The organism is Burkholderia pyrrocinia (assembly GCF_003330765.1).
GTDB classification, from domain to species: Bacteria; Pseudomonadota; Gammaproteobacteria; order Burkholderiales; family Burkholderiaceae; genus Burkholderia; species Burkholderia pyrrocinia_B.
In genome coordinates this window covers 2,491,756-2,513,844 of sequence record NZ_CP024903.1, presented here as the reverse complement: position 1 = coordinate 2,513,844, position 22,089 = coordinate 2,491,756, and the positions used below count along the sequence as shown (strand labels likewise).

Sequence of the window (22,089 nt, the reverse complement as noted above, 5' to 3'; positions counted from 1 at the left end):
CGGGTTCGCACACCGCGTAGCCGGTGCGCCATTGACGCGGACTCTAGCCAGCCATATTTCGGCGCGTCAATTTCGAATTCTGCTGATCGGGATGAATTTCGGAAAAATTCCGTTGAGTGGAACAGATCGACGAATTGCGTGCAAATCGTTCCGATGGATGAAGGGCGACCGGACCGCGAAACGCACACGTCAATCCCGTGCACACCCGGATGCCCGCGGCGTTTCGGCGGGCCGACAATGGCGGCTACCGTATTCCGTTCAATGAAATCGTCGAGGAGCGCCAGCATGCAGGAACCCCAATCGCCCGGAATGTCGCCGGCCGCACACGCGCCGCGCCCGGACGAGGACGCCGTCGATCAGGCCGGCGCGCCGGGCGCCGGCATGCTGCAGCGCGCGTTCGCGATCCTGCGCGCGCTGGCCGGCATGCAGCAGGACGGCGTGCGCGTCACGCATCTCGCGAAGGCCGTCGGCCTCACGCAGGGCACCGCGCACCGGATCCTGCAATCGCTGATCGCCGAAGGGATGGTCGAGCAGGACGAGCAGTCGAAGCTGTACCGGCTGAGCGTCGACTTCTTCGCGCTCGCCGCGCTGGCCGGCAACCCTAGCAGCATGCGCACGCTGTGCCGCCCCGCGCTGCTGCGGCTGTGCGCGAGTCTCGGTGAGACCATCTTCCTGCTTGTGAAGAGCGGCTTCGACGCCGTGTGTCTCGACCTGTGCGAAGGGCCGTTCCCGATCCGCTCGTTTACCGGCGACATCGGCGGGCGCATCGCGCTCGGCGTCGGGCAGGGCAGCCTCGCGATCCTCGCGTTCCTGCCCGAAGCCGAACGCGAGGAAGTGATCCGCTTCAACGTGCCGCGCATTCGCGGCTACGGCGTGCTCGACGAGGTGTACCTGCGCACCGAGATCGAACGCGTGCGCCAGCTCGGCTACGCGGGCCGCAACAGCGGCGTGCTCGACGGGATGGCCGGCGTCGCGGTGCCGATCCTCGATCGCACCGGTTATCCGGTCGGCGCGCTGAGCGTCGGCACGCTCGCGTCGCGCCTCGGCGACGACCGGATGCCGATGGTCGTCGAGCTGCTGCGGCGCCAGGCCGACGCGATCGGGCCACGCACCAATCCGTTCGACGCCGCGCTGCGGCGGCCGATGCACGGGCTATCAGGGAAAACCGTATAGCCGCGTCGCGCGTCGCCGATTCGTCAGCTTGCTTACGCGAGCCATTCACGTCTGATCAAAACGCGCCCCGTGCAGCCGGCCTGCGGGCTTTCGTTTCGCTTGTGGCGGCGCATCGGCCCCGTTCATTTCCTCTCCGTTCTCCTGACATTCGATTTCCAACTGCCGCCCAGTTGAACATTTCATTTCTTGATGCGTTTGCGGCTGGATACCATCCAGCGACTGTCTATACAACCTCGTCGAGGCGATAGGCAGATCCAACAAAACATCAATGAGCAGGTTTGGAGAGGAGATGACGGAGATGGTGCAAATGAAGGGTGGGAAGACGGGCGCCGCAAGCGTGGGCGCTGCCATCGCCATGCTGTTCGCGAGCGCCGCGCACGCGCAGTCGACGGTGACGCTGTACGGGATTGTCGACGCGGGCGTGACCTACACGAACAACGCGAAGGGCCATGCGCTGTGGCAGTTCACGGGCGGCAACGAATCGGGCCCGCGCTGGGGCTTGATCGGCTCCGAGGACCTCGGCGGCGGCCTGAAGGCGAACTTCCGCCTCGAGAACGGCTTCAACGTCGCGAACGGCGCGCTCGGGCAGGGCGGCCGGATGTTCGGGCGTTCGGCATGGGTCGGCCTGAGCGGCGCGAACTGGGGCGCGGTGACGCTCGGCCGCCAGTACAACTCGACGCAGGACATCCTCGGCTCGCTGCAGATGAGCAGCTTCCTCGCGCAGTACTCGACGCACCCGTTCGATAACGACGACATCAACAACACGTTCCGCACCAACAACGCGGTCAAGTACGTGTCGCCGACGATCGCGGGCCTGCAGGCGAACCTGGTGTACGGGTTCTCGAACTCGACGGGCTTCGCCAACGACAACAGCTGGAGCGCGGGCGTCACGTATGCGAACGGGCCGCTCAACGCGGGCGCCGCGTATGCGCGGATGAACCATCCGGCGAGCAGCGCGACGGGTGCGGTCGCTTCGGATAACTACTTTCCTTCGTCGGCATCGGTGTTCGGAGCCGGCATGTCGAGCGCGGTGCGCCAGCAGATCTGGGGCGCGGGCGGCAGCTACGCGATCGGGCAGGCGACGCTCGGCCTGCTGTATACGGGCTCGAACTTCGGGCAGGCGACGGGCGGTGCGCTGCGCTTCAACAACTACGAAGGCAGCCTGCGCTACATGGTCACGCCCGCGCTGATGGCCGCGGCCGGCTACACGTATACGAAGGTCGCGCGTGGCGGCGACAGCGGCCACTACCAGCAGGTGTCGGCCGGCATGCAGTACCTGCTGTCCAAGCGCACCGACGTGTACGTGAACGGCTTCTACCAGAAGGCGTCGTCGGCTGTCGGCCACGCGTGGATCGACGGCACCGACAGCCCGTCGTCGTCGACGTCGCAAGTGGCGGTGGTGGTCGGCATCCGCCAGAAGTTCTGATGTTCTGACGCGTTCGCGCGTCTTCCGGAGGAGGCACTGATGAAACTCAAACTGTTGCTGGCGGCGTTGCCGTTCGTCGGGATGTATGCAGGCGGTTCCCTTGCCGAGGCACGTCCGCTGCTGTTCGGGCTGCCGTTCCTGCTCGTCTGGAACCTGATCTGGATGGCGGCGACGGCCGCGATCCTCGCGATCCTGTTTTGTCTCGACGAGCGCGACGCGGCCCGCGACGGCCGCACGGGAGACGCGCGATGAACGCATCGATCGTCATTATCGCGGCGTTCGCCGTATTCGCGCTCGCGATCGGCGTGATGGCGCGCCGCGGCCGCAAGCTCACGCTCGAGCAGTGGGCGGTCGGCGGGCGCGGCTTCGGCTCGCTGCTCACGTTCCTGCTGATGGCCGGCGAGGCGTTCTCGACCTTCTCGTTCCTCGGCGCGAGCGGCTGGACCTACAGCAAGGGCGTGCCGGCGTTCTACATCCTGTCGTACGGCTGCCTCGCGTTCGTGATCGGCTACTGGATGCTGCCGGCGGTCTGGCGCTACGCGAAGGAGCACGGGCTCGTGTCGTTCGCCGATTACTTCGCGTCGAAGTACGACAGCCGCGCGATCGGCGTGCTGGTGTCCGTCGTCGCGGTGTTCGCGATGGTGTCGCTGCTGATGATCCAGCTGCGCGGGCTCGGCGTGATCGTGTCGGAGATGTCGTACGGGCTGATTCCGCAGGCGGCCGCGATCTGGATCGCCGCGACGCTGATGGCCGTTTACATGATCGTGTCGGGCATCCACGGATCGGCGAGCATCGCGATCTTCAAGGACGTGCTGATCCTCGCGATCGCGATCTTCCTCGGCCTGTACCTGCCGATGCATTATTACGGCGGCCTCGGCGAGATGTTCGCGAAGATCGACGCCGCGCATCCCGAACTGCTGCGCATGCCGCAGCACGGCTTCAACCTGAGCTGGTACAACTCGACGATCCTGCTCACGTCGCTCGGCTATTACCTGTATCCGCACGGCTTCACCGCGATCTACGTCGCGAAGGACGAGCGCGCGCTGCGCCGCAACGTGATCCTGATGCCGCTATACCAGGTGCTGATCGCGTTCCTGTTCCTCGTCGGCTTCGCGGCCGTGATGACCGTGCACGGGCTCGAAGGCGCGCAGACCGATCTCGCGCTGCTGCGGCTCGTGAAGCAGACGTTCCCCGCGTGGTTCGTCGGCATCGTCGGCGGCACGGGGTTGCTGACCGCGCTGGTGCCCGGTTCGCTGATCATGCTGAACGCATCGACGACGATCGCGCGCAACATCTACCGAGAAGGCTTCGCGCCGAATGCGACCGACCGCGAGGTGACGCGCGTCGCGCGGATCGCGCTGCCGATCTTCACGCTGGTGGTCGTCTACTTCGTGCTGCGCGGCGGTGCGACCTTCGTCACGCTCGCGATCTTCTCGTCGAGCCTGCTCACGCAGCTCGTGCCGATGCTCGCATCGAGCTTCCTGAAGCGGCCGTTCGGCACGCGTGAAGGCGCGTTCGCGGGCATCGTCGCCGGCGCGATCGTGATCGCGATGACGAACTACTATGGCGTGACGCTCGCGTCGTTGTTCCCCGGCGCGTCGAACACGCTGACGTCGATCAACCCCGGGCTCGTCGCGCTCGCCGTGAACGCGGTCGTGTTCATCGCGATCAGCGCGGCGCAGCGCAAGCTGAAGGCCCGTGTCTCGGCGCCGGTCGGCTCCGCGTGACAGCCGCTTTGTCGTTCGACGGCGCCCCGATCATCCCGAACCACAACAGGACAACACGCCATGACTACCGAGGCCAAACCCGAGGACAAGCGCGAAGCGATCGACATCCTGATCACGAACGGCTGCGTGATTACGATGGACCCGCAGCGGCGCGTGATCGAGAACGGCGCGGTTGCCGTGAAGGGCGATCGCATCGTCGCCGTCGGCGGCACCGATGAATTGCAGGCGCGCTACCGCGCCGCGCGCACCATCGACGCGCGCCGCAAGGCCGTGCTGCCGGGCCTGATCGATGCGCATGCGCACGCGGGCCACGCGATGCTGCGCACGATCGGCGGCGCGGACGGCGATGCATGGTCGGCCGCGGCCGAGACGATCTACACGCGCGCGTCCGACGAGGCGTTCTGGGAGGCCGAATCGCATCTCGCGGCGCTCGAACGGCTGAAGGCCGGCGTGACGACGGGCGTGTCGCTGCTCGGCGGCGGCAACTCGATCATGCGTGTCGACGATCCGGTCTACGCGCGACGCCATTGCGACGCGGTCGTGCGCACCGGCACGCGCTCGATCGTCGCGGTCGGCCCGTCGCGTCCGCCCGCGCCGCGGGCGTACACGCGCCACACGCCGGACGGCAGCGACACGCGCGACATCGATTTCGACACGATGTACGACGTGTGCGAGGACATCATCGACGCGTGCCATGGCGATGCCGACGGCCGGATCCGGATCGCGCTCACGCTGCCCGTCTACGGCCCCGAGCACGACCCGGAACTCGCGCAGTACGAGCGCGACTTTCGCGACCAGGCCGCGCGCTACGGCGCGCTCGCGCGCGAGCGCGGGCTGACGTTCACGCAGGACGGCCACCGCGCCGGCACGCTTGCGTTCGCGCATCGCGAGCTCGGGTTGCTCGGCCCGACGTCGTTCATGTCGCACAGCATCGACCTGACCGACGACGACATCGCGGCGTGCGTGGAGACCGGCACCGCGATCGTCCACAACCCGAGCGCGATCATGTCGATCATCGGGCGCTGCCCGGTGCCCGAGCTGATCGATGCGGGCGTGACGGTGGCGATCGCGTCGGACGGCGCGGCGCCCGATCGCGGCTACGACATGTTCCGCCACATGTGGCAGTGCATGCACTATCACCGCCGGCATTTCCGCGACCCGGACGTGCTGCCGCATGGCAAGGTGCTGGAGATGGTGACGATCGACGCAGCGAAGGCGCTGTCGATCGATCACGAGGTCGGTTCGCTCGAGGCGGGCAAGCTCGCCGACATCATCCTCGTCGACCTGTTCAAGCCGCACATGATGCCGATGAACATGCCCGTGTACCGCGTGACCTGCTTCGCGAATGCGGCCGACGTGTGCATGACGATGGTCGGCGGGCGGGTGCTGATGGAAGACCGGCGCGTGCTGTCGGTCGACGAGAATGCGGTGCTCGAACGCGTGACGGAAGTCGCGGAAGCGACGTATGCGCGTAGCGGGTTGCGTCATCTGCTCGACGAGCCGGCGACGCTGTGGGGGCGCAGTCATTACTGATTGACCGCCTGGGGCGCTAGATCGCCGCGCGCGGAAGGCGTGACCCTGTGCCGAAGGCCTTGACCAGGAGGCCGCGTACGCACATTGAGCGGCCTGCCGTTTTGTGCGAATCTATGCTGTGGCCTTGGGCGCTTGGCAACCCACCGGCCCGGCACGGGAGACCGTCATGCTCGTCGATCGAAGCGCTCGTCCGGAAGTGACCGCTTTCGTCTTTGCGGGCGGCGGCAGCCTCGGTGCGATCGAGGTGGGTATGCTGCGCGAGCTGCTCCGGCACGGCGCGCGGCCCGATTTCGTGGTGGGCGCGTCCGCAGGTGCGATCAACGCCGCGTACTTCGCCGGGGAGCCCGACAGTGATGGCGTCGCGAAACTCGAGGCGCTGTGGTGCACTATCCGCCGGCGCGACATCATGCCGTTTTCGATGCTCGGCCTGCTGAGGACCGTTCTGCAAAACCGTGCCCACCTCATCGAGGCGACCGCGCTGCGGATGCTGCTGGAAAAGCATCTGCGGTATCGAGAGGTGGAGCGCGCGTCGCTGCCGCTGCACGTCGTCGCGACCGACATGCTGAGCGGTAACGAAATCGTGTTGTCGTCGGGCCCGGTGGTCGACGCCGTGCTCGCCAGCGCGGCGATCCCGGGTGTGTTTCCGCCGGTGCGGATCGGTGATCGGCTGATGGTCGATGGCGGCGTCGCGAACAATACGCCGGTGTCGATTGCGGTCGCGCGGGGCGCGACGCGCATCGTCGTGCTGCCAGCCGGCTTCGCCTGCGCATTGCACAAGCCGCCGAGCAGCGCGATCGCGCAGGCGATGCATGCGCTGACGCTCGTGATCGCGCGTCAGCTCACGCGCGACCTGGCGTTTTACCGGGATCGCGCCACGATCGTCGTGGTGCCGCCGCTGTGTCCGCTCGATGTCTCGCCGTATGACTACACCCGTTGCAGGCAACTGATCGACCTCGCGGCCGAGCGGACCCGCGCGTGGCTCGGCGACGGCGGCCTCGAACAGACCGTCATTCCGGAGGCGCTGCACGAGCACACGCATTCGGCGGAGCGGCCGACCTGCGATACCGGCGCTTGAGGCCGGAGCGCGCTGATGACGCGCGTCAGGCTTTCGCTTTTCCCGGCGCCAGCAGATAAGTGTTGAAAGGCAGTGAAGGGTCGTTTGTCGCCGATCGTGATCGGCGACAAACGCGTGATCGGTTCTATCCGCGTTTGCGCAGCGGATCGAGCAAGCCCTTCAGGCCGTTATGGTCGATCTCGTGCATCAGCGCGAGCAACCGGCCGACCTCGCCGCGCGGGAACCCTTCACGGGCCAGCCAATTCAGGTAATTCCCGGGCAGATCGGCGATGAGTCGGCCCTTATATTTGCCGAAGGGCATGGTGACGCTGACAAGGCGTTCGAGGTCCGGGGTTTGCATGAGGGATATCGTGCACGGATTTCCGTTCCCGCCCGCCCTTTACGCGTCTTTCAGCCAGGGCATTTCCACGGGTGACACCACCAGCTGCCGGAATTCGCGTTTCAGATCGAAGATGAACCCGACCAGGATCATCGAGTCGGCGTAAGGAATCGGAAAGACGTGCGGATTTTCCGGAGTACGCAGCGGTTGCGCGGGCGTGTCCGCTGTCGCTGCGGCGTTCTCGCGGACGCTTTCCAGTTCGTCGGCCATTGCCTGGCCACTGACTTTCAGCACACGGCTACGCAGATCGCTGAAGGGTTCGATGCGCGCGGCGTCTTCGTGGAATTCGGGCACTTCGTAAATGAACCAGGACATTTTCGTCTCCCAGGAGAAGGGGCGCTATTCTAACGCTGCTCGATGATCCGTCGAAAATCGGCCGGGTCTTGCGATTGCTACTGTCGTCGCGAGGCAGTCGCAAAGGCATGGCTTCCGACGCGGCGGCCCGCCGCTGCAGTACCGGAAGACAGGGCGGGGCGATCGATGGCAGCGGGGCAGGCCATGCCGGTGGCGACGGGCGGCAGGCAGCCGGCCACCCGCTGCCATCCGCCAGCGCGCGCCCGCAGACGCTCGGACGGCCGTTACACGATCGGCAAAGGATATTCATGCGCCGTCACGCTTGCCGGGCTGCCGGCCACTTACGCTTGCGTTCGTTATCTCCGTGGCTAGACTGAAAAATGCCGCAGGAGGCTGCTTGACGCAGTCGGTCGCCACGAATCGTCAGACGGTCGGCGGATGCGGAAGTCGCGCGACCGGGAGGAAGCATGAAGCGCTTCAGTGCAAGGCTCGGAAAGGGCACGGCATCAAGGCGAGCACGGGGCATCGAGGTAGCTGCGGTGCTGCTCGCGTCCTCCGTCTGTTTCATGTCGGCGCATGCCGAGCCCGTCGACACGGGGCCGCTCAGCATCAACGGGGCGCTCGTCGTACTTGGGCCACTGACCGTCGATGGCCCGTTGACGGTGGCCGGCGACATTCACGCTCGTGGGCCGATCGTAGCGGCCCGGATCGAACGCATCCCTTCCGACGATCCCGCCCTACGCAGGCGCGAAGGAAAAAACATGTTTTATGGCCCGCTTACCGTGCACGGCGCGTTGGTCGTGCACGGCGATCTGGACGCGCGCGGCCCGATCACCGTCGGCGGGCCCGCCGGTGCCGTCGGGCGCGTGGATGCCGACGGTCCGATTACCGAGCGCCGTTGAATGCGTGTCTGGCGGGACGGCCAGTTGCCGAAAACGAAGAAGGGGGCATCGCACACTCACGCGTGACACCCCTTCGCGTTTCCCGGCCTCGGCGACCGGCCCCATCCGTCAGTTATAAATATCAAACGAAAAATACTTCTTCGCGATCCGCTGGTAAGTCCCATCCTGAATCAGGCTCGCAAGCGCCTGGTTGATCTGCGTACGCAGCGCATCATCATCCTTGCGCACGCCGATCGCCGAGCCGATACCAAGCGTCTTCGGATCATGCAGCGCCGGCCCCGCGAACTCGAAGTTCGCGCCCTTCGCAGTCTTCAGAAAACCGAGATCCGCCTGCACCGACGACTGCAGCGACGCATCGAGCCGGCCGGACAGCAGGTCCTGGTAGACGAGATCCTGCGTCTGGTACGTGCGGACGATCACGCCCTTCGGTTCCCAGTACGTGCGCGCATAGGTCTCCTGCGTCGAACCCTGCTCGACGCCGACGCTCTTGCCCTGCAGCGACTCGGGTGTCGGCTGCAGGTTGGCGCCGCGCCGCGCGACGAGACGCGGCGCCACGTTGTTGATCTTGTCCGTGAATGCGATTTGCGCGAGGCGCTTTTCGGTCACGCTCATCGACGACAGCACGCCGTCGAACTTGCGCGCCTTCAGCGCGGGGATCATCCCGTCGAACGCGTTCTCGACCCACACGCAGCGCACCTTCATCCGTTCGCAGATCGCGTTGCCGAGATCGATGTCGAAGCCGACGAGCTTGCCGTCCGGGGCGAGCGATTCGAACGGCGCGTAGCTGGGATCCACGCCGAGACGCAACACTGCCGGGTCTTTCGCGGCGGCGGCGCCTGCCGTCAGCGCGAGCGCGACGGCCAGAACGAGCTTTTTCATTTCTGTCTCCAATACCGATTGATGTTGTTTGTGTTGAAGCGAACAAGCGGCCGATGGGCGTGACTGCCCGCGCCCGGCCATGCGCGGGCGGCTGGACAATCGCCGGAAGAGGCCGGCGACTGCCCGGATTCAACGGGAGCTAACGAGCGGCGCCGGTGATGCGCGCCATGCTGCGCCGGTAGCCGGCGGGCGAGAACACGACGTTCAGCGCGGCCATCGCCGCGATCACGCCGAGATGCATCCACCACGCGATCGCGAAGCCGCCGCCCGCGTCGCGCAGCCAGCCGATCAACCACGGGCTCGCCGCGACGGTCAGGAAGCCGATGCCCTGCACGAACGCGGCGAGCGCGCCCGCGAGCCGCGCGTCGGGCAGGTGGTCGAGCGTGACGATCAGGCTCATCGAGAAGAAGCCGCCGAGTCCGAGGCCGACGCTCGCGACCCACAGCCACGGCGCGAACGCGGGCAATGTCGCGAACCCGACGAAGCCGGCCGCCTGCAGCGCGAGCGTGAGCCACAGCACGTTGCGACGGTCGGGCGAACGCTTCGCGAGCATGGGCATCGCGAGCGCGCCGGTCGCCTGGAACAGCGCCATCCACGCGAGCAGGTTGCCGCTCGCCTGCGGGCTCATGCCGACGCTGCGGTAGAACGCGGGCAGCCATGCGACGAGGCTCGCATAGCCGCTGTTGCTGAGGCCGAAGAACAGCGCGAGCTGCCATGCGCGCGGAAGGCGTGCGAACGCGGTGATCGGGGCCGATGCGGCCGTCGCGTGCACGGTGTCGCGCGGCGCTTTCGCGCGCCACAGCACGAGCGTGACGAGCGCGGGCACCGCCCACACCGCGAGCGCGAGATGCCAGCCGCCGTGCGCGGCGAGCCACGGGCTCGCGACCGCGCCGAAGGCGCCGCCGCCGACCAGCGCGGCCGAATAGAGCCCCATCGCGAGCGGCAGCCGGTCGACGAACCAGCGTTTCGCGAGGCCCGGCACGAGCGCCTGGATCACGGCGACGCCGGCGCCTGCGACGATCGCGGTCGCGATCAGGCCCGTGCTGCCGCCGGTCCACAGGCGCGCCGTGCAGCCGGCCGCGATCAGCGCCAGCGCGGCGGTCAGTGCGCGCTGCTCGCCGAACCGTCGCGCGAGCCCGACGCCGACACCGGCGACGACGCCCATCAGCACGAACGGCAGCGTGGTCAGCAATGCGGCCGCGCGAAAGCCGAGGCCCGTATCGGCGCGCACGACGTCGAGCACGGGGCCGAACGCAGTCAGGAACGGACGCAGGTTGAGGCCGGCCAGCACCAGCAGCGCGAGCGCGCCATAGGACACGGAAGCCGCGTGCGGGCGGTGTACGGCTTGCGCGGTGCCGGGGTCGGTCATCGGGATGCTCCAGGGAGGGGCCGGTGGCCCTGTGATGCGATGCCGAAAGGGTAAGCGCGTGCTACGCCAGGAGAAAATTAAATATTCGACTGGCAATCAGTGCGGATTGCGATGGGGGCGCGCGGGGCGATGGGGACGGATGGGCGTGGCTGATGGGGCGGGCGGCGCAGCGGATTCCGCGCGTCGCTACGCGGCCGGCGCCTGTAGCGCGCCGGCCTGTTCGCGTGCCGCGACAAGGGCCCGAATGCGCGCACGGTCGGCAGTCGTCGCGGGCGTGAAGATCACGAGGCTCAGGTCGGGGCGGCCGGTGACCGAGAACGCCGAATATTCGAGCGCGATCCGGCCGGCCTGCGGATGGCGGATCTCCTTCGTGGTTTCATCGTGCGCATGGATACCGTGGTCGCGCCACATCGCGTCGAATTCGGCGTTCGTCGTGCGCATCTCGTCGACGAACGCCTGCACGGCCTGCGTCGCGCCGCCGCGTGCGACGTCCGCGCGAAACGCGCCTACCGCGAACCGCGCGACGCGTTCCCAGTTCGGCTGCGCGTCGCGCACGCCGGCGTCGACGAAGATCAGCCGCAGGATGTTGCGCGCGGGCGGCGGCAGCGTCGCGTAGTCGGTCAGCGTCGCGGCCGCCGCGTGGTTCCATGCGACGACGTCCCACGTCGCCGTGCGGATGATCGCGGGGCTCGCGTCGAGCGAATCGAGCACGTGCTGCAGGCGCGGCGTGACGCTGGCGGGTACGTGATAGCGCACCTCGGGCGGATGGCCGACGCCGATCAGGAACAGATGCTCGCGCTCGGCGTCGTTCAGCATCAGCGCGCGGGCGAGCCGGTCGAGTACGTCGGCCGACGGCGCGCCGCCGCGCCCTTGTTCGAGCCACGTGTACCACGTGGCGCTCACGTGCGCGCGCTGCGCGACTTCCTCGCGTCGCAGGCCCGGCGTGCGGCGGCGCGTGGCCGGCAGCCCGAGCGCGGCCGGGTCGAGTTTCTCGCGGCGGTCCCGCAGGTACGCGCCGAGCAGGTTGTCGGGGGCGTCAGCCATAGCCTGTTAGTTCGTTTACCGGTAAACCGTCACGACTTCACCGCGAGCGGCGGTCGACAGATAGTAAGCCTCCATTCCATCCGGAGGTGCTGAACATGCGTGTCTTTGTCACTGGAGCATCGGGCTTCGTCGGCTCCGCCGTCGTTGCCGAACTCGTCGCCGCCGGGCATTCGGTGCTCGGTCTCGCGCGGTCCGACGCGGCCGCCGCGTCGGTTTCGGCGGCCGGCGCCGACGTCCATCGCGGATCGCTGGAGGATCACGACAGCCTGACGCGCGGCGCCGAAGCCGCCGATGCGGTGATCCACACGGGATTCAATCACGACTTCTCGCGCTTCGCGCAGAACTGCGAACTCGATCGCTGCGCGATCGAGACGATCGGCGCAGTGCTCGCGGGCTCGACGCGGCCGCTGGTCGTCACGTCGGGCCTTGCGCTCGTCGCGCCCGGCCGCGCGGCGACGGAGGACGATCCGCACGTGCCGGTGTCGTCGATCTATCCGCGTGCGTCCGAAGCCACCGCGGTCGCGCTGGAAGCGCGCGGCGTGCACACGTCGGTCGTGCGCTTGCCGCCGTCCGTGCATGGCGACGGCGATCACGGTTTCGTGCCGCGCCTGATTGCGTTTGCGAGGGAGAAGGGCGCATCGGCCTATGTCGGCGAAGGCGGCAACCGCTGGCCGGCCGTGCACCGGCTCGATGCGGCGCGCGTGTACCGGCTCGCGGTCGAACGCGGCGCGGCCGGCGCGCGCTATCACGCGGTCGACGATACCGGTGTGCCGTTCCGCGAGATCGCGGCGGTGATCGGCCGCCGGCTGAACGTGCCGGTCGTCGCGAAACCGGCCGCCGAGGCGGGCGAACATTTCGGCTGGTTCGCGATGTTCGCGGGGATGGACACGCCGGCGACGAGCGAGCGCACGCGTGCATCGCTCGACTGGGCGCCGGCGCATCCGGGGCTGCTGGCCGATATCGACCGGCCGCGGTATTTCGAAAGCTGACGATCAGGCGCGGCGTGCCGTCGTTTTCAACCGGCACGCCCGCCGCGCGTCATTCGACCGGATGCAGATCCTGCAGCAGCGTCGGCACGAGCTCCGACACGGTCGGGTGGATGTGCATCGCGCGGCTGATCGTCGTGTAGGGCGCACCCGCAGCCATCACGTCGAGCATTTCGTGCACGACTTCGTCGCCCGTCACGCCGAGGATCGACGCGCCGAGGATCGCGTGGCTGTCCGCGTCGACGATCACCTTCATGAAACCCTGGCTCTCGCCTTTTTCGACCGCGCGGCCGACGCGCGTCATCGGGCGCGTGCCGACGAGCAGCCGGCGGCCTGTCTGTTTCGCTTCCGCGAGCGTCATGCCGACGCGGCCGAGCGGCGGATCGATATACATCGCGTAGGCCGTGATGCGGTCGGACACCTTGCGCGGATCGCCGTCGAGCAGGTTGGCCGCGACGATCTCGTAGTCGTTGTACGCGGTGTGCGTGAACGCGCCGCGCCCGTTGCAGTCGCCGAGCGCCCAGATGCCGGGCACGTTGGTGCGCAACTGCTCGTCGACGTCGATATAGCCGCGCGCATCGGTCTCGACGCCCGCGCGGTCGAGCCCGAGATCGTCGGTGTTCGGCACGCGCCCGACCGCGAGCAACAGGTGCGAGCCCGCGACCTCGCGGCGGCCGCCCGCGCAGTCGAGGCCGACCACCACGCCGTTGCCGTCGCGCCGCGCATTCAGGCAGTTCGCATCGAGCTGCACGTCGATGCCTTCTTTTTCGAGAATCTCGCGCACGGCCTGCGACACGTCGTCGTCCTCGCGGCGGATCAGGCGCGAACCCTTCTCGACGATCGTGACCTGCGACCCGAAGCGGCGGTACATCTGGCCGAATTCGAGCCCGACATAGCTGCCGCCGACGATCACGAGATGGTCGGGCAGGAAGTCGACGTCCATCATCGTCGAGTTGGTCAGGTACGGCACCGCGTCGAGGCCCGGCATCGGCGGCACCTGCGCGCGTCCGCCGACGTTGATGAAAATGCGCTCCGCTTCGAGCAGTGCGTCGCCCACGCGCACTGCGTTAGCGCGCTCGAATCGGGCATGACCCTGAAACACGGTCGTGTTGGCGAGGTCGCGCACCCATTGCTCGACGCCGTGGTTCGAGCGGCCGGAGATCTGGTCCTTGCGCGCCTTCACGGCTTTCATGTCGACGGTGACGGGGCCGCCGACCGACACGCCGTATTCGCCGGCGCGCCGCGCGAGCTGCGCGGCGTACGCGCTCGCGATCAGCGTCTTGGTCGGAATGCAGCCGGTGTTCACGCAGGTGCCGCCGAAGCGGCCGCGTTCGATGATCGCGACTTTCATTCCCGCGCCGGACAGCCGCGCGGCGAGTGGCGGCCCGGCCTGCCCGGTGCCGATGACGATCGCGTCGAAGTGTTGCGTCATGACGTCCTCCTGCGCGGGTGCAACGTGAGAAGGCGTGCGGGCGAGCCGCGTGCGATGCCGGCGCACGATCGCGCGACGGCGAGCGCCCATGGTAGTCCTGTTGGCGTGCGCTCGCGAGCACCGGAAGGGCCGGCGAGGCGGGAAGCGCGAGAGACGGGCCGCGCGTCGGTGCGTGCGGGAGGCCGCCGGCGCGCGCCGCAATCGGCCGCAGCGCGCGTCGCCGGTCGCGTCAGTCCCTGCGTTTCCATTGACCGAACGCGACCGGCTGGTGCGCGTCGGCGCGCGTGACGGTGACGTGGTCGGGCTTGTCGTCGAGCGGAAACGATTCGGTGACGATCTGGTTCGAAAAGACCCAGCTGTGGGTGCGCGGGTCGTAGCGGAACGTCACGTAGTCGGTCCAGTGCTGCCCGCACGCGACGAGGTTCTGTACGGTGAAATAGCGGCCTTTCACCGAGAGGCCGTTGTCGGCGGCGTCTTCGGGATCGAACGGATCGCACTGGCCGCCTTCGTTCGCGCGCAGGACGACCTGGTCGTTGCGCGCGGCGAGCCGGAACAGGTGATCGGGCTGTTCCTCGTAGATCAGCAGCGGGCGCGGCGACGGCTGCTCGCGCGTATCGACCGCGCGATGCACGACGACGAGAAAACTGTGCCGTCCGTTGCCGAGGTCCGGCCCGGCTTGCGCGAGCAGCGGCTGGTAGTCGGGCGGCAGTTGCGCGGCGATCGACTTCGGCAGGTCGCCGGCGCGGGCGCCGGCGGGCAGCGCCGCGAGCAGCGGGAACAGCAGGATGAACAGGCGGAGAACGCGCATGGCAGGGTGTCCGGTCGAAAGGAAGAAGGGCGTGCCGGCCGCGCGCGGTTACAGATCGCGTCCGAGAAACTCGGTGCCGGGCAGCGCAGCGATCTCCGGCGCGTAGTCCTGGAATTCGACGCTGACGGTGGGGCTCGCGACGTACTCGCGGAAGATCGCTTCGACGACGCGGGCGTCGTCGGGATAGCAGGCGGCGCGGATCTCGATCATGGGTTGCGGCGCGGATTGACGGGAGAGACGGCCAGCATAGCAGCGCTCGGCCGCTTTCGGCCGCGCGCGAAGCGTGCCAGAATCGGCGGCTCGACCGTCGGAAACGACCCGCCGGCGCCGGCGATTCGGCGTCGCTGACCAAGGAGACTTCGATGACTGCATCGGCTGCCGTACTCGCCATCCTGGCCGCGCTGTGGCTCGGCGCGATGATTCCGGGCCCGAGCTTCGTGCTGGTTGCCCGCAATTCGATCGGGCTGTCGCGCCGCGACGGGCTCGCCACCGCGCTCGGCATGGGCATGGGCGGCATCGTGTTCGGCGGCGTCGCGCTGGCCGGGCTCTACACGCTGCTGCAGGCCGTCGAATGGCTGTATGTGGGCCTCAAGGTGGCGGGCGGCGCGTACCTGATCTACATGGCGTCGAAGATCTGGCGCGGCGCCGACCGGCCGATCGCGATGGACGATCCGCAGGCGATGGCCGCCGGCAGCGCCCGCAAGTCGTTCTGGACGGGCCTCACGACCCAGCTCAGCAACCCGAAGACGGCGATCTGGTACGGCAGCATCTTCGCGGCGCTGCTCCCGCAGCATCCGCCGCTGTGGTGCTACCTCGCGCTGCCGCCGCTGGTGTTCGGCGTCGAGTTCGGCTGGTACACGATCGTCGCGCTGTGCTTTTCCACGCGCCGGCCGCGCGAGCTTTACCTGCGCGCGAAGAAGTGGGTCGACCGCATCGCGGCTGGCGCGATCACGCTGCTCGGGCTGCGGCTGATCCTGAACGCGCCGAAAGCGGGGATCTGACCGCTTCCATTCCCGATCGGCATCGCAGGGCGGCTCGCCATTCCCGTGGCTGGCCGCCGGAGCGAACCGCCCACACCGCCGCGCGAGCGCTCATCACGCCACGCTTCCGGAATCCGCAAGTCGTCCGGAAACGCGCTCTCTTCCTCATGCACACCGGGCGATGCGTCTGGCGACCCGATCCCGGCAGCTTGCCGGGTCGCCGCCGACGATCTTTCCTGACGATCCATCGCCGCCCGCCGAGCCTTGCGCGGCGGGCGTTCGCGTGGGTCGCACGGTGCGCCGGACGGCGCCGCTTCCCCGATTCTGGCGGCCGACCTCCCCGCGACGTGTAAACTGCTGCCTTTTTGACGGGTTGCAGCATGGTGCAAGCTTCCCCGCGCCCGGCATTGAGCGGCCCGACGCTCGTCCGGCTGCTCGCGCGCCTGGCCGATGCCGACGTCGCGGAATCCCGGCAGACGCTGTCGGACCGACTGAGCCAGTGGCTCGGCTGGACCGACGCGATCACGCTGTCGTCTGCGCTGAGCGCGAGCCCGCCCGGCGTCGCGGCCGGCGTGCGCGGCCACGACGCGGAGCGCGACTGCGCGCGCGTGCGCCACGACCTCGCGCAGGCGATCACGGCCACCAACCGGCCGCGGACGCGGCGCCGGCCCGGCGACATGCCGCCGCCGGCCGCCGACACGGCCGATTTCGCGGACTTTCGTCAGCGTTATCTGTCCCTGCAGCAGGAGATGGAAACGGCGATCGGCCAGTTGCGCGGCCGCCTGCGGGTCGCGCTCGCCGCGCGCTCGTCGGCAATGGCGCGGCTCGCGACGCTCGACGCGATCATGGAGCGCGTGCTCGGCGCGCGCGAGCGCAGCCTGCTGTCGGCCGTGCCCGCGCTGCTCGGCACGCGCTTCGGGCGGCTGCGCGACGCGGAACGGCAGGCGCTGGCCGATGCCGAATCCGCCGCCGCAGCCGATCCGGCTGATGACGGCGCGGCCGTCGCAGCGATCGTGCCAGGCACATGGCTCGACACGTTTCGCGACGAAATGCAAAGCATCCTGCTCGCCGAACTCGAAGTCCGGTTTCAAACGGTAGACGGGCTGCTCGCGGCTCTTCGCACCTGCTAATCAACACGCTATGTCCAGAATTCGCATTGATCTCGTTGTCTTCGTCGCCGGTCTGCTCGCAGTGTGCTGGATCGGTGTCGGCTATATCGCGTCGAACCCGCTGGCGTCGGCCGTCACGCTGCTGATCGGCGCGTGCTACGTCGCCGGCGCATGGGAACTGCTGCGCTACCGGCAGGCGACCGCCACGCTGTCGCGCGCGGTCGCCGGCCTGAGCGAGCCGCCCGCGAAGCTCGACACGTGGCTCGACACGCTGCACCCGGGCCTGCGTGGCGCCGTGCGCGCGCGTGTCGAAGGCGCGCGCGTCGCGCTGCCGGGCCCGTCGCTCACGCCTTACCTCGTCGGCCTGCTGGTGCTGCTCGGCATGCTCGGCACGCTGCTCGGGATGGTCGTGACGCTGAAGGGCACGGGCGCCGCGCTCGAAAGCGCGACCGATCTCGACGCGATCCGCGCATCGCTGATCGCGCCGGTGAAGGGCCTCGGGTTCGCGTTCGGCACGTCGATTGCCGGTGTCGCGACGTCCGCGATGCTCGGGCTGCTGTCCGCGCTCGTGCGCCGCGAGCGGATCGATGCGGCCCAGCAGCTCGACGCGAAGATCGCGACGACGTTGCGCGTGCATTCGTCCGCGCACCAGCGCGACGAATCGTTCCGGTTGCTGCAGCGCCAGGCCGACGTGATGCCGGCGCTGGTCGACCGGCTGCAGACGATGATGACGACGCTCGAGGCGCGCAGCGTCGCGCTGCACGATCGCCAGCTCGAAAGCCAGCAGGCGTTTTTCGACCGGACCGAGCGCGCGTACGCGGGCCTTGCGTCGAACGTCGGCGACGCGCTGAAGGAAAGCGCCGTCGAGAGCGCGCGCGTGGCCGGTGCCGCGCTGCAGCCGGTCGTCGCGGCGACGATGACGGGGCTCACGCAGGAGATGGCCGCGCTGCGCGACACCGTGACGGGCGCCGTGCAGCGTCAGCTCGACGGGCTGACGGACGGCTTCGAGAAGACCACCGGCAACGTGACGGCAGCCTGGAACCGCGCGATCGACGAACAGCGCCGCGCGGGCGACGCCGTCGCGCAGCAACTGCAGACGACGCTCGGCCAGTTCACCGACACGTTCGCGCAGCGTTCGACGGACCTGCTCGACGGCGTCGCGACGCGCCTCGAATCGACCGAAGGCCGCCTGTCGGACGCCTGGCGCGATGCGCTGTCGCGCCAGGAGCAGGTCGGCGAGACGCTGGCCGGCCAGCATGCGCGCGCGCTGGGCGAAGCCGCCGCGACGTTCGAACGGCATTCGGGCGCGACGCTCGCCGCGATGCGCGAGTCGCACGCGGGGCTGCAGACCGAACTGGCCGCGCGCGACGAACAGCGCATCACGGCCTGGAACGACTCGCTGGCCGCGATGGCCGCGAAGCTCGGCGACGAGTGGCAGCGTGCAGGCGTACACAGCGCGGGCCGTCAGCAGGAAATCTGCGATGCGCTTGCACAAACGACGCGCGATCTCACGGCACAGGCTTCGACTTTCGAACAACGTTCGAACGATCTGCTGTCGACGATCCGCGATTCGCATACGGGCTTGCAGACGCAGCTTGCCGCCCGCGACGAAGCACGCCTGTCGGCCTGGAACGATTCGTTGGCCGCCATGGCCGTGAAGCTCGGCGACGAATGGCAACGCGCAGGCGTACACAGCGCGGGCCGTCAGCAGGAAATCTGCGACGCGCTTGCACAAACGACGCGCGACCTCATCACGCAGGCTTCGACTTTCGAACAGCGCTCGAACGATTTGCTGTCGACGATCCGCGATTCGCATACGGGCTTGCAGACGCAGCTTGCCGCCCGCGACGAAGAACGCCTGTCGACTTGGAACGATTCGTTGGCCGCGATGGCCGTGAAGCTCGGCGACGAATGGCAACGCGCAGGCGTGCACAGCGCGGGCCGTCAGCAGGAAATCTGCGACGCGCTTGCACAAACGACGCGCGACCTCGCCACGCAGGCTTCGACCTTCGAACAACGCTCGAACGATCTGCTGTCGACGATCCGCGATTCGCATACGGGCTTGCAAACGCAACTGGCCGCACGCGACGAAGAACGTCTGTCGACCTGGAACGATTCACTGACTGCGATGACCGTGAAGCTCGGCGACGAATGGCAACGCGCGGGCGTGCATAGCGCGGGCCGTCAGCAGGAAATCTGCGACGCACTCGCACAAACGACGCGCGATCTCACCACGCAGGCTTCGACCTTCGAACAACGCTCGAACGATCTGCTGTCGACAATTCGAGATTCGCACACGGGCCTGCAAGCACAACTCGCCGCACGCGACGAAGAACGCCTGTCCGCATGGAACGATTCGCTCGCCGCGATGGCGGCCGCGCTGCGCGACGAATGGGCGCAGACGAGCGCGCACGCCGCGACGCGCCAGCAGGACATCTGCGACACGCTGGCCCGCACCGCGAACGACATCACCGCACAGGCGCAGGTTCACGCGAGCGACACGATCAACGAGATCGCGCGGCTCGTGCAGGCCGCGTCGGAGGCGCCGAAGGCCGCGGCCGACGTCGTCGCCGAGCTGCGCCAGCGCCTGTCCGACAGCATGGTGCGCGATACCGCGACGCTCGAGGAACGCAGCCGCCTGCTCGCCACGCTTGAAACGCTGCTCGGCGCGGTCAATCACGCGTCGACCGAACAGCGCACCGCGATCGACGCGCTCGTCAGCACGTCGGCCGATCTGCTCGACCGCGTCGGCGCGCGCTTCAACGACACCGTCGATGCCGAAACGCGCAAGCTCGACTCGGTGGCCGCACAGGTCACGGCGGGCGCCGTCGAGGTCGCGAGCCTCGGCGATGCGTTCGGGACGGCCGTGCAGGTGTTCGGCGAATCGAACGACAAGCTGCTGACCCATCTGCAGCGCATCGAGGCCGCGCTCGAGAAATCGCTCGCGCGCAGCGACGAGCAGCTCGAGTACTACGTCGCGCAGGCGCGCGAGGTGATCGACCTGAGCATGATGTCGCAGAAGCAGATCGTCGAGGATCTGCAGCAGCTCGCCGTCCGGCGGGCGCCCGTCGGAGCGTAACGCATGCACGACGAAATCGACGGCGGCACGCAATCGGCGCCGGTGTGGCCCGCGTTCGCCGACCTGATGTCGGTGCTGCTCGGCGCGTTCGTGCTGATCCTCGTCGGCGTGATCGGCATGCAGCTTCAACTCACGTCGAAGCTCGAGGAAGCCGTGCGCGCGCGCCAGCAGGAAGCGCAGCAGCGCAAGTCGCTCGAACAGGCGCTCGCCGGGCCGCTCGCGGCCGGCCGCGTGACGCTCGTGAACGGGCGCATCGGCATCAGCGGCAACGTGCTGTTCGCGCTGAACTCCGACCAGTTGCAGCCCGCGGGCCGCGACCTGCTGAAGACGCTGGCCACCCCGCTGGCCGCCTACCTGAAGACGCGCGACGAGATCCTGATGATCAGCGGCTTCGCCGACGACCAGCAGGTGCATGCCGGCAACCGCCAGTTCGCGGACAACTGGGAACTGTCGGCCAAGCGCGCGTTGACGGTCACGCGTGCGCTGATCGACGCCGGCGTGCCGGCGGGGTCGGTGTTCGCGGCCGCGTTCGGCTCCGAACAGCCGGTCAGCTCGAATGCGGACGATGAAGGCCGCGCGAAGAACCGTCGCGTGGAGATCGCGCCGGTGCCGCGCAAGACCGCGTCGAACGGAGGGAAGGCGCGGTGACGGACGACGCGACGCACGCTCGCGCGACGCTCGACGCATGGCGCGAGCAGGGCGCCGATCGGCTCGACCCCGTGCGTTTTCACCGGATCGACGCGCTCGAACGGCGCGCGGCCGCGCTCGATGGCGACGCACGCGCGTTGCTCGACGCGCGGCTGGCGACGCTGATGGAAAGCTTTGCGGAGGTTGTCGCGGGGGCCGATGAAGCGGCGGCCACGCGTGAGACGGCTGAAGCCGCGGCAGGTGCGCCCGGGCGCGGTGCGCTTGCGGGGCTCGTTGATCGGCTCGCGCGCGATGCGCAGGCCGACCGGCGCGGGCTCGATCCCGAACTGGTCGACTACTTCCGCACGATGTGGTCGAAAGTCCGCACGGAACAACAGTACCGCCAGTCGCTCGACCAGGTGCCGCGCAACGCGGGGCCGCTCAATTCGAACAGCCTCGTGCACCGGTCGTTGTCGACCATGCGCGAGTTGTCGCCGGAATATCTGCAGCAGTTCCTGTCGTACGTCGATGCGCTGGCGTGGCTCGAGGATCTCGCCGGCGGCGGCGCGCAGCCCGAGAAGGAAGCGCCGCGCGCGAAGGCGGCCAAACCGGCGAAAAAGGTGACGCGCGCCAAGGCGCGGTAACGTTGCACGCGTTCTGGCGTGCCGGTTGCATGGCGGTTATCGGCCCGGTACTTCGTCGTCGATCGCCGTGCGCAGCGCGCGCAACGCATCGGCCAGCGCCGACGCGAACGGCGGATGTGCGGCGATGCCCGCCGCGTCGAGCTGGCTTCCCAGGATCGGCAGCGCGATCGACGCGCGCTCGACGATGCGTGCCGACATCACCGACAGCGTTTCCCGCAGCGCCGCGTCCGCATGCGTCGCGCGCGGCGACGCATTCAGCACCGCGACCGGCTTGTACACGACGGCCTCGCACCCCACGACCCAGTCCAGAGCGTTCTTCATTACGCCGGTCACGCCGTGCGCGTATTCGGGGCTTGCGATCAGCACGCCGTCGGCTGCGTTCAGGCGGTCGATCAGGTCGCGCACGGCGGCGGGCGACGGGTATTCCACATCCGGATTAAACAGCGGGAATTCGCCGAGGCGATCGAAGCGCACGATGCGCATGTCGTGCGGCGCGACGCGCGCGGCCGCATCGAGCAGCGCGGCGTTGTACGACTGCGACCGGAGGCTGCCGCACAGGGCGACGATGTCGACGCGGCGGTCGGAGTCGGTTCGGGGTTCGGTGATCATCGAATCGGGTCTCG

22 protein-coding genes and 1 pseudogene are annotated in these 22,089 nt (G+C 68.4%); 13 read left to right on the top strand and 10 right to left on the bottom strand.

Translation table 11 applies throughout. The annotated features are described in order from the left end of the window. The first annotated feature begins 285 nt into the window (after positions 1-285). On the top strand, positions 286-1,173 hold the full coding sequence (locus CUJ89_RS29035; RefSeq protein ID WP_114180728.1) for an IclR family transcriptional regulator: 888 nt from the start codon (positions 286-288) through the stop codon (positions 1,171-1,173). Between the two features lie 45 nt (positions 1,174-1,218). Here the strand turns inward: CUJ89_RS29035 and CUJ89_RS38375 are convergent, their stop codons facing one another. Then, on the bottom strand, positions 1,219-1,530 hold the full coding sequence (locus tag CUJ89_RS38375) for a hypothetical protein (protein WP_201752342.1): 312 nt from the start codon (positions 1,528-1,530) through the stop codon (positions 1,219-1,221). On the opposite strand from CUJ89_RS38375, the gene CUJ89_RS29030 reads away from it, so the two are divergent. The 5 genes from CUJ89_RS29030 to CUJ89_RS29010 all read left to right on the top strand — a co-directional run bounded on the left by CUJ89_RS29030 (position 1,472) and on the right by CUJ89_RS29010 (position 6,934). Then, the gene (locus CUJ89_RS29030; protein WP_114180727.1) at positions 1,472-2,599 is read left to right on the top strand and encodes a porin; all 1,128 of its coding nucleotides are present in this window, start codon (positions 1,472-1,474) and stop codon (positions 2,597-2,599) included. The two genes, CUJ89_RS38375 and CUJ89_RS29030, sit on opposite strands and share 59 nt — an antisense overlap. Before the next feature lie 39 nt (positions 2,600-2,638). Beyond that, a complete protein-coding gene (locus CUJ89_RS29025; protein ID WP_114180726.1) occupies positions 2,639-2,851 on the top strand; it encodes a DUF3311 domain-containing protein in 213 nt (70 codons plus the stop codon). Next, positions 2,848-4,326 carry a sodium:solute symporter family protein gene (locus tag CUJ89_RS29020; protein ID WP_114180725.1) on the top strand — a complete coding sequence of 493 codons (1,479 nt, stop codon included), beginning with the start codon at positions 2,848-2,850 and terminating at the stop codon, positions 4,324-4,326. The genes CUJ89_RS29025 and CUJ89_RS29020 overlap by 4 nt, the downstream gene beginning before the upstream one ends. A 60-nt stretch (positions 4,327-4,386) precedes the next feature. Then, a complete protein-coding gene (locus CUJ89_RS29015) occupies positions 4,387-5,859 on the top strand; it encodes an amidohydrolase family protein (RefSeq protein WP_114180724.1) in 1,473 nt (490 codons plus the stop codon). Positions 5,860-6,025: 166 nt separating this feature from the next. Continuing rightward, complete coding sequence (locus CUJ89_RS29010) at positions 6,026-6,934, top strand: patatin-like phospholipase family protein (protein WP_114180723.1); 909 nt, start codon at positions 6,026-6,028, stop codon at positions 6,932-6,934. Positions 6,935-7,058: 124 nt separating this feature from the next. On the opposite strand, the gene CUJ89_RS29005 is transcribed toward CUJ89_RS29010, so the two are convergent. Next, positions 7,059-7,274 carry a DUF3820 family protein gene (locus CUJ89_RS29005; RefSeq protein WP_114180722.1) on the bottom strand — a complete coding sequence of 72 codons (216 nt, stop codon included), beginning with the start codon at positions 7,272-7,274 and terminating at the stop codon, positions 7,059-7,061. Positions 7,275-7,313: 39 nt separating this feature from the next. Then, the gene (locus CUJ89_RS29000; protein ID WP_114180721.1) at positions 7,314-7,628 is read right to left on the bottom strand and encodes a helicase; all 315 of its coding nucleotides are present in this window, start codon (positions 7,626-7,628) and stop codon (positions 7,314-7,316) included. 446 nt (positions 7,629-8,074) lie between these two features. Between CUJ89_RS29000 and CUJ89_RS28995 the strand changes: the two genes are divergently transcribed. After that, positions 8,075-8,509 (top strand): hypothetical protein, encoded by a 435-nt coding sequence (locus CUJ89_RS28995; protein WP_236654988.1) that lies wholly within the window; start codon positions 8,075-8,077, stop codon positions 8,507-8,509. Positions 8,510-8,617: 108 nt separating this feature from the next. Here CUJ89_RS28995 and CUJ89_RS28990 read toward each other — a convergent pair whose 3' ends face one another. From CUJ89_RS28990 to CUJ89_RS28980, 3 genes are all read right to left on the bottom strand, one after another. Next, on the bottom strand, positions 8,618-9,388 hold the full coding sequence (locus CUJ89_RS28990) for an ABC transporter substrate-binding protein (protein WP_114180720.1): 771 nt from the start codon (positions 9,386-9,388) through the stop codon (positions 8,618-8,620). A 139-nt stretch (positions 9,389-9,527) separates the two neighbouring features. Beyond that, positions 9,528-10,757 (bottom strand): cyanate transporter, encoded by a 1,230-nt coding sequence (locus tag CUJ89_RS28985; protein WP_114180719.1) that lies wholly within the window; start codon positions 10,755-10,757, stop codon positions 9,528-9,530. 186 nt (positions 10,758-10,943) lie between these two features. Further along, positions 10,944-11,801 (bottom strand): helix-turn-helix transcriptional regulator, encoded by an 858-nt coding sequence (locus CUJ89_RS28980; protein ID WP_114180718.1) that lies wholly within the window; start codon positions 11,799-11,801, stop codon positions 10,944-10,946. Positions 11,802-11,896: 95 nt separating this feature from the next. Here CUJ89_RS28980 and CUJ89_RS28975 point away from each other — a divergent pair, with 95 nt between their 5' ends. Continuing rightward, positions 11,897-12,790, top strand: coding sequence for an SDR family oxidoreductase (locus CUJ89_RS28975; RefSeq protein ID WP_114181613.1), 894 nt, complete (start codon positions 11,897-11,899; stop codon positions 12,788-12,790). Between the two features lie 49 nt (positions 12,791-12,839). Here CUJ89_RS28975 and CUJ89_RS28970 read toward each other — a convergent pair whose 3' ends face one another. From CUJ89_RS28970 to CUJ89_RS28960, 3 genes and pseudogenes are all read right to left on the bottom strand, one after another. Further along, positions 12,840-14,219 (bottom strand): FAD-containing oxidoreductase, encoded by a 1,380-nt coding sequence (locus tag CUJ89_RS28970; protein ID WP_114181612.1) that lies wholly within the window; start codon positions 14,217-14,219, stop codon positions 12,840-12,842. 229 nt (positions 14,220-14,448) lie between these two features. Beyond that, on the bottom strand, positions 14,449-15,027 hold the full coding sequence (locus CUJ89_RS28965) for a hypothetical protein (RefSeq protein WP_114180717.1): 579 nt from the start codon (positions 15,025-15,027) through the stop codon (positions 14,449-14,451). A 75-nt stretch (positions 15,028-15,102) separates the two neighbouring features. Further along, a pseudogene (locus CUJ89_RS28960) lies at positions 15,103-15,237 on the bottom strand (GNAT family N-acetyltransferase); the annotation flags it as partial. Positions 15,238-15,389: 152 nt separating this feature from the next. Between CUJ89_RS28960 and CUJ89_RS28955 the strand changes: the two are divergent. The 5 genes from CUJ89_RS28955 (at position 15,390) to CUJ89_RS28935 (ending at position 21,466) form a co-directional block, all read left to right on the top strand. Then, positions 15,390-16,028 carry a LysE family translocator gene (locus CUJ89_RS28955; protein WP_114180716.1) on the top strand — a complete coding sequence of 213 codons (639 nt, stop codon included), beginning with the start codon at positions 15,390-15,392 and terminating at the stop codon, positions 16,026-16,028. 359 nt (positions 16,029-16,387) lie between these two features. Further along, entirely contained in the window at positions 16,388-17,137 is a 750-nt protein-coding gene (locus CUJ89_RS28950; RefSeq protein ID WP_114180715.1) for a DUF3348 domain-containing protein, read from the top strand. Between the two features lie 10 nt (positions 17,138-17,147). Further along, the gene (locus CUJ89_RS28945; protein WP_114180714.1) at positions 17,148-20,195 is read left to right on the top strand and encodes a DUF802 domain-containing protein; all 3,048 of its coding nucleotides are present in this window, start codon (positions 17,148-17,150) and stop codon (positions 20,193-20,195) included. A 3-nt stretch (positions 20,196-20,198) separates the two neighbouring features. Next, positions 20,199-20,843 carry an OmpA family protein gene (locus tag CUJ89_RS28940; protein ID WP_114180713.1) on the top strand — a complete coding sequence of 215 codons (645 nt, stop codon included), beginning with the start codon at positions 20,199-20,201 and terminating at the stop codon, positions 20,841-20,843. Further along, complete coding sequence (locus CUJ89_RS28935; protein ID WP_114180712.1) at positions 20,840-21,466, top strand: DUF2894 domain-containing protein; 627 nt, start codon at positions 20,840-20,842, stop codon at positions 21,464-21,466. Before CUJ89_RS28940 ends, CUJ89_RS28935 begins: the two co-directional genes overlap by 4 nt. A gap of 36 nt (positions 21,467-21,502) precedes the next feature. On the opposite strand, the gene CUJ89_RS28930 is transcribed toward CUJ89_RS28935, so the two are convergent. Then, the gene (locus CUJ89_RS28930) at positions 21,503-22,075 is read right to left on the bottom strand and encodes an NADPH-dependent FMN reductase (RefSeq protein WP_114181611.1); all 573 of its coding nucleotides are present in this window, start codon (positions 22,073-22,075) and stop codon (positions 21,503-21,505) included. Between the last annotated feature and the right edge of the window lie 14 nt (positions 22,076-22,089).

Excerpts from the sequence above, each read along its gene's own strand:
- CUJ89_RS28965 (WP_114180717.1), bottom strand. The coding sequence starts at position 15,027 with ATGCGCGTTCTCCGCCTGTTCATCCTGCTGTTCCCGCTGCTCGCGGCG.
- CUJ89_RS38375 (WP_201752342.1), bottom strand. The coding sequence starts at position 1,530 with ATGGCGATGGCAGCGCCCACGCTTGCGGCGCCCGTCTTCCCACCCTTC.
- CUJ89_RS28950 (WP_114180715.1), top strand. The coding sequence starts at position 16,388 with ATGGTGCAAGCTTCCCCGCGCCCGGCATTGAGCGGCCCGACGCTCGTC.
- CUJ89_RS28930 (WP_114181611.1), bottom strand. The coding sequence starts at position 22,075 with ATGATCACCGAACCCCGAACCGACTCCGACCGCCGCGTCGACATCGTC.
- CUJ89_RS28990 (WP_114180720.1), bottom strand. The coding sequence starts at position 9,388 with ATGAAAAAGCTCGTTCTGGCCGTCGCGCTCGCGCTGACGGCAGGCGCC.
- CUJ89_RS29030 (WP_114180727.1), top strand. The coding sequence starts at position 1,472 with ATGGTGCAAATGAAGGGTGGGAAGACGGGCGCCGCAAGCGTGGGCGCT.
- CUJ89_RS28995 (WP_236654988.1), top strand. The coding sequence starts at position 8,075 with ATGAAGCGCTTCAGTGCAAGGCTCGGAAAGGGCACGGCATCAAGGCGA.
- CUJ89_RS29015 (WP_114180724.1), top strand. The coding sequence starts at position 4,387 with ATGACTACCGAGGCCAAACCCGAGGACAAGCGCGAAGCGATCGACATC.
- CUJ89_RS29000 (WP_114180721.1), bottom strand. The coding sequence starts at position 7,628 with ATGTCCTGGTTCATTTACGAAGTGCCCGAATTCCACGAAGACGCCGCG.
- CUJ89_RS28940 (WP_114180713.1), top strand. The coding sequence starts at position 20,199 with ATGCACGACGAAATCGACGGCGGCACGCAATCGGCGCCGGTGTGGCCC.
- CUJ89_RS28985 (WP_114180719.1), bottom strand. The coding sequence starts at position 10,757 with ATGACCGACCCCGGCACCGCGCAAGCCGTACACCGCCCGCACGCGGCT.
- CUJ89_RS28955 (WP_114180716.1), top strand. The coding sequence starts at position 15,390 with ATGACTGCATCGGCTGCCGTACTCGCCATCCTGGCCGCGCTGTGGCTC.
- CUJ89_RS29005 (WP_114180722.1), bottom strand. The coding sequence starts at position 7,274 with ATGCAAACCCCGGACCTCGAACGCCTTGTCAGCGTCACCATGCCCTTC.
- CUJ89_RS28980 (WP_114180718.1), bottom strand. The coding sequence starts at position 11,801 with ATGGCTGACGCCCCCGACAACCTGCTCGGCGCGTACCTGCGGGACCGC.
- CUJ89_RS28945 (WP_114180714.1), top strand. The coding sequence starts at position 17,148 with ATGTCCAGAATTCGCATTGATCTCGTTGTCTTCGTCGCCGGTCTGCTC.
- CUJ89_RS29035 (WP_114180728.1), top strand. The coding sequence starts at position 286 with ATGCAGGAACCCCAATCGCCCGGAATGTCGCCGGCCGCACACGCGCCG.
- CUJ89_RS28970 (WP_114181612.1), bottom strand. The coding sequence starts at position 14,219 with ATGACGCAACACTTCGACGCGATCGTCATCGGCACCGGGCAGGCCGGG.
- CUJ89_RS29020 (WP_114180725.1), top strand. The coding sequence starts at position 2,848 with ATGAACGCATCGATCGTCATTATCGCGGCGTTCGCCGTATTCGCGCTC.
- CUJ89_RS28975 (WP_114181613.1), top strand. The coding sequence starts at position 11,897 with ATGCGTGTCTTTGTCACTGGAGCATCGGGCTTCGTCGGCTCCGCCGTC.
- CUJ89_RS29010 (WP_114180723.1), top strand. The coding sequence starts at position 6,026 with ATGCTCGTCGATCGAAGCGCTCGTCCGGAAGTGACCGCTTTCGTCTTT.
- CUJ89_RS29025 (WP_114180726.1), top strand. The coding sequence starts at position 2,639 with ATGAAACTCAAACTGTTGCTGGCGGCGTTGCCGTTCGTCGGGATGTAT.